At 73.3% G+C, this 5,230-nt stretch carries 5 protein-coding genes; 4 read left to right on the plus strand and 1 reads right to left on the minus strand.

The window, feature by feature from the left end; genetic code table 11:
* A partial coding sequence (locus tag ACFW1A_RS38250) for a hypothetical protein (protein WP_380417884.1) occupies positions 1–190 on the minus strand: 190 nt, incomplete at its 3' end.
* A 354-nt stretch (positions 191–544) separates the two neighbouring features.
* Here ACFW1A_RS38250 and ACFW1A_RS38255 point away from each other — a divergent pair.
* The 4 genes from ACFW1A_RS38255 (at position 545) to ACFW1A_RS38270 (ending at position 5,137) form a co-directional block, all read left to right on the plus strand.
* The gene (locus tag ACFW1A_RS38255) at positions 545–1,504 is read left to right on the plus strand and encodes a TauD/TfdA dioxygenase family protein (RefSeq protein ID WP_380417886.1); all 960 of its coding nucleotides are present in this window, start codon (positions 545–547) and stop codon (positions 1,502–1,504) included.
* Between the two features lie 34 nt (positions 1,505–1,538).
* Positions 1,539–2,759: an ROK family protein gene (locus ACFW1A_RS38260; protein WP_380417888.1), complete on the plus strand. Its 1,221-nt coding sequence runs from the start codon at positions 1,539–1,541 to the stop codon at positions 2,757–2,759.
* Between the two features lie 359 nt (positions 2,760–3,118).
* Complete coding sequence (locus tag ACFW1A_RS38265; protein WP_380417890.1) at positions 3,119–4,132, plus strand: ABC transporter substrate-binding protein; 1,014 nt, start codon at positions 3,119–3,121, stop codon at positions 4,130–4,132.
* Positions 4,133–4,183: 51 nt separating this feature from the next.
* The gene (locus ACFW1A_RS38270; protein ID WP_380417892.1) at positions 4,184–5,137 is read left to right on the plus strand and encodes a TauD/TfdA dioxygenase family protein; all 954 of its coding nucleotides are present in this window, start codon (positions 4,184–4,186) and stop codon (positions 5,135–5,137) included.
* Positions 5,138–5,230 lie beyond the last annotated feature (93 nt).

Raw genomic sequence — 5,230 nt, forward strand, 5'->3', positions numbered from 1 at the left:
GCACCTGCACGAACTCACCCGCGACAACCCCGATCTGGCCGCCTTCGTCCTCTACTCCTCGGTCGCGGCCGTCCTCGGCGGGGCCGCGGCCGTACCGTCCGGCAGTGCGCCGTGCTGTCGAGGGGTTACTTGCCGAAAGAAACTTAATCGTCGACAGCCGTTCCGGCAAGGCTCCGGCCCCGATCGTCATGGCTCGCAATGCGGCGTCACAACTCGGCAATACCCGCTCCCACCAGGCGAGATGGCGTTTGACAGAGCGAATGGCGAGTGGTCACAGTGGGCCCACGACCTGCTCGCAGCCGAGACCGAAGGAGGGGCGATGACCGCCATGTGCCGTACCGCGTACCCCTCTTCGCGTTCCTCCTGCCGCTGCGCCTGCCGTTGCGCCTGCTGCTGCGCCTGTCGCTGCGTCTGAGGCTCCTGCCGCACGCACTCCCCGGACGCTCCTGTCGTTCCGCTCCACTCCACTCCGCTCCCCTTCGCCGCGCCGAGGCCGCCCGTGCCCGCGCTGCTCACCACTTCGACTCGAATCCGAGGGACAGCCATGACCACTGCCATCACCGAACTGCGCCTCACCCCGGCCGCCGGCCGGATCGGCGCCGTCGTCCAGGACGTCCGGCTCGGCGGCGACCTGCCCGCCGAGACCGTGGCCGCGATCGAGGAGGCGCTGTACCGGCACAAGGTGCTCTTCTTCCGGGGGCAGCAGCACCTGGACGACGCCGGGCACGAGGCCTTCGCGCGACTGCTCGGCCACCCGGTGGGCCACCCGACGGTGCCGAGCGCCGACGGCCGGTACGTCTTCGAGCTCGACGCCACCAAGGGGGTGCGCGCCAACAACTGGCACACCGACGTGACCTTCGTGCCCTCGTACCCGAAGGCCTCGATCCTGCGCGCGCTGGAGCTGCCCGAGTCCGGCGGCTCCACCGTGTGGGCCAACACCGTTGCCGCGTACGAGGACCTGCCCGCCCCGCTGAAGGCGCTCGCCGAGAGCCTGCGTGCCGTGCACACCAACGACTACGACTACGCGGCGAGCCTGGCGCTGACCCCGGAGCTGGCGGAGAACCGGGAGGTGGCCGAGCTGTTCCGGCGGGTGTTCGTGTCCACCGCCTTCAAGACCGAGCACCCCGTGGTCCGGGTGCACCCCGTGACCGGCGAGAAGAGCCTGCTGCTCGGCGCCTTCGCCCAGCGGCTCTCGGGCCTGTCGGGCGCCGACAGCAAGACGCTGATCGCGCTCTTCCAGCGCTACGTCGAGCGGCTGGAGAACACCGTGCGCTGGGACTGGCAGGTCGGCGACGTGGCGATCTGGGACAACCGCGCCACCCAGCACTACGCGGTCAACGACTACGGCGACCAGCCGCGCCTGGTCCGCCGGATCACCCTGGACGGCGACCTCCCGGTGGGCGTGGACGGCACCCCGAGCCGCCTGCTGGAGCCGGTCGAGCCGCCGGCGGTGGCCGGCATCGTGCCGGCCGAGCAGCTCGAAGCCGCCCGGTCCGGCGCCTGAGCGAACCCCGCCCGGACCCGACCGAGGACCGCCGATGACGCTCGCACTCGTTGCCGACCCCGCGCCCCCGACCGCCGCCGAGAAGCCGGACGGCGCCACCGCCGTGCTGCGGACCGTGCTCGACCGGGGGCCGGTCGGCCGCGCCGAGCTCAGCCGGCGCACCGGGCTCAGCCCGGCCGCCGTCTCCCGGCACAGCACCGACCTGCGGGCGCTGGGCCTGGTCCGGGAACCCGTCGCCTCCAGGGCGGCGGCCCGGCCCGGCCGGCCGCGGATCCCGCTGGAGATCGACACCGGGGGCCACCTGGCCGCCGGAGTGCACATCGCCGTGCCGTGGCTGACCTTCTCGCTCGCCGACCTGAGCGGCCGGGTGGTCGCCCAGGAGCGGATCGCCCGGACCCGGGGCCCCGCCGGGCCGCCGCAGCGCGAGCTGCACGAGATCGCCACCCGGCTGCCCGGCTTCCTGCGCCGGCACGCGGCCGGGCGGTCGGTGCTCGGTCTCGGCGCGGTCACCGGCGGCTGGGTGGACCCGGTACCGGGGACGGTGGTGGAGAACGCCGCGCTCGGCTGGCGGGAGGTGCCGCTGCGTCAGGAACTGGAGCGGGCCACCCGCCTGCCGGTGCACGTGGAGGGCCACGCACAGGCGCTGGCGCAGGCCGAGTGCCTGTTCGGCGCCGAGCGCGGCACCGACCTGGTGCACCTGTTCGTCGGCAACGCGGTGGACGCCGCCATCGTGGCCGGGGCGACCCCGCTGCGCGGCCGACGCAACGGCGCCGGCAGCGTCGCGCACCTGCCCGTACCGGGCTCCGCCGCGCCGTGCCCGTGCGGTGCGGTCGGCTGCCTGCAGGCCACCGTCTCCGACCGGGCGTTCGCGGCCCGGGCCGCCGCCGCGGGCGTCATCGCCCGACCCGACCTGACGCTGCTGCTCGCCGCGGCCGAGGCCGGCGAGGCCCGGGCGCTGGACCTGTGCCGGCTTCGGCTGCGGCTGCTGGCCGGCGCGGTGCGGCTGCTGCTCGACCTGATGGACCCCCAGGTCCTGGTGCTCACCGAGGCCGTGACCGTCCACCTGCCCGAGCTGCTGCCGGTGCTGCACGACGCCGTGGCGGCCCGCGGCCCGCGCGCGGGGGAGCAGGGTGAGACCGTGGTCCGCGCGGGCTCCTTCGGCGCCGCGACGCTGGCCGTGGCCGCCGTCGCCCCCGTGCTGGCGGCCGTCTACCAGGACCCGCTGGGCCTGCGCACCACGCGGAGCGCCCGGTGAGCACCATTACTTCCACACCGTCACAAATCCTTGTCGGTGACGGCCCCGCCAGGAAGACTTCCACCATGGACGCACAGCGCAGGGCGACGAACCGGGCAGCCGCCGACCGGCACCCCGTGAACGTCTTCCGCCTGCACCACTTCGCCGGACTGGGCTGTTAGGCCCGTCCCGTCGCGCGAGCGCGCACCGGGCACCCTCCCGTGACCACACCGGGCCGGCCCGTCGGCTGAGCAGAGGCTCAGCACCCTCACCCCCCGTTGCACCCCCCTTCACCGATCAGCTTCCCGTTGCCGCCGTGCGGACGCGTGCCCGTGCCGCGTCGTGCCGCGTCGCGCCCGCTTCCCCTAGGAGCAAGCACCATGAGATCCCGTGCCGTCCGCCCGCTCGCCCTGGCCGCGCTGCTGTCGCTGGTCACCGCCTGCGGCACGACCGCCAGCGCCGACAGCAGCACCGCCGGCGGCTCCGGCCAACTGACCCTGCACGTCGGCGACCAGGGCAAGTACCTGCAGACCCTGCTGGACACCTCCGGCGAGTCCCAGGGCGTGCCGTACCACCTGGTCTTCGACCAGTTCAACAGCGGGCCGCTGGTCAACCAGGCCTTCGCGGCGGGGGCGATCGACCTGGGCGTCATGGGTGACACCCCGGCGATCTACGCCGCCGCCGCGGGCGTGCCGGTCTCCGTGGTCGGGGTCAGCCACACCGTCGGCCCCGGCTACACCCTGGTCGCCCGGGCCGGCACCGGCATCCACACCCTGGCCGACCTCAAGGGCCACAAGGTCGCCTACTCCAAGGGCACCGCCAACCAGGGCTTCCTGATCCAGTCGCTGGCCACGGTCGACCTGAAGCAGCAGGACGTCACGCCGGTGGACGTGCCGCTGCAGAACATCGGCGGGGTGCTGGAGTCCGGCACGGTGGACGCCGCCACCGCCTCGCCCCAGGACCTGATCACCTACAGCCGGTCGCACGCCGACGCCGTGTCGCTGATCAACGGTCAGCAGGTGTCCTCCGGCTACACTTTCTGGCTGGCCTCGCAGAAGTCGCTGGGCGATCCGGCCCGCCGCAAGGCCCTGGTGGACCTGGTCGGCCGGATCGTCAAGGCGAACAGCTGGAACCGGGCGCACCCGGACGCGTGGATCGACGCCTACTACGTCAAGGTCAACAAGCAGACGCCGGAGGTCGGCAAGCTCGTCTGGCAGGCCTCCGGGGAGACCAGGTTCGCGGCGCTCGACGGCCAGGTGGTCGCCGCCCAGCAGCGCCAGGCCGACCTGTTCCTGGCCAATGGGCAGGTGCCCAAGAAGGTCGACGTGTCCGGCGAGTTCCCGGCCGATGTCCAGCGCGACTTCAACCCGGCCGTCACCGCGAACCAGAACTGACGCACCGTCAAAAATACCGTCAGCAGAACTTCTCAGCAGGAGGGAAACCCCATGAGCAGCCCCGCCCTCTCGATCCGCCCGGTCGCCGGGCACATCGGCGCCGACATCGACGGCGTCGACCTCGCCCAGCCGCTGCCCGACACGTCCGTGCAGCAGATCAAGGAGGCGCTGCACCGCCACAAGGTGCTGTTCTTCCGCGGCCAGCGGCTGGACCACGCCGCGCAGATCGCCTTCGCCCGCCAGTTCGGCGAGTTGACCTACGCCCACCCGCACGACGACGCACCGCCGGTCGACCACCCGGAGATCTTCACCATCGACCCGCGCCGCTTCGAGGAGCGGTACGGCGCCGGCTTCCTCGACGAGTACCGCAAGCGCCAGTACAGCTACTTCGACGGCTGGCACACCGACGTCACCGCCGCGGTGAACCCGCCGGCCGGCTCGATCCTGCGGGCCGAGGTGGCCCCCGAGATCGGCGGCGACACCCAGTGGACCAACCTGGTGGCCGCCTACCAGGGCCTGTCCGCCCCGCTGCGGGCCTTCGTGGACACCCTGCGGGCCGAGCACCGCTACGGCGGCGCGCGGGAGCTCGGCGCGGGCAGCGACTACGCCAAGCGGATCGACAGCAACCTGCTGGTGGCCGTCCACCCGGTGGTCCGGGTGCACCCGGAGACCGGGGAGCGGGCGGTGTTCGTCAACCCGGGCTTCACCAGCCACATCGTCGACGTCACGGCGGCCGAGAGCCGGCGCCTGCTCGACCTGCTCTACGCCGAGATCACCCGGCCCGAGTACACCGTGCGGTTCCGCTGGGAGCCCGGGCACGTGGCCTTCTGGGACAACCGGGCGACCGCCCACCTGGCGCCGCGCGACCTGGAGCACCTGGACGTGGCCCGGACGCTGCACCGGGTCACCCTGATCGGCGACGTGCCGGTGGGCCCGGACGGACGCGAGTCCGAGCTGGTGCACGGGCGTCCCTTCACCGCCGACCGCGTGGTCAGCGCGGCCTGATCCCGAACCGCCGGCCCGAGAGGAAAACCCATGGCCACCGCAGACACCGTCTCCGCCGTCCCCCGGAGCCCCGACCGACCACCCGGCGAGGCC

The organism is Kitasatospora sp. NPDC058965 (genome assembly GCF_042741245.1).
In the GTDB taxonomy this organism is placed as follows: Bacteria; Actinomycetota; Actinomycetes; order Streptomycetales; family Streptomycetaceae; genus Kitasatospora.

What these genes read in the sequence shown, in the direction of transcription:
- ACFW1A_RS38265 (WP_380417890.1), top strand. Translation starts at nt 3,119, where the DNA reads ATGAGATCCCGTGCCGTCCGCCCGCTCGCCCTGGCCGCGCTGCTGTCG.
- ACFW1A_RS38270 (WP_380417892.1), top strand. Translation starts at nt 4,184, where the DNA reads ATGAGCAGCCCCGCCCTCTCGATCCGCCCGGTCGCCGGGCACATCGGC.
- ACFW1A_RS38260 (WP_380417888.1), top strand. Translation starts at nt 1,539, where the DNA reads ATGACGCTCGCACTCGTTGCCGACCCCGCGCCCCCGACCGCCGCCGAG.
- ACFW1A_RS38255 (WP_380417886.1), top strand. Translation starts at nt 545, where the DNA reads ATGACCACTGCCATCACCGAACTGCGCCTCACCCCGGCCGCCGGCCGG.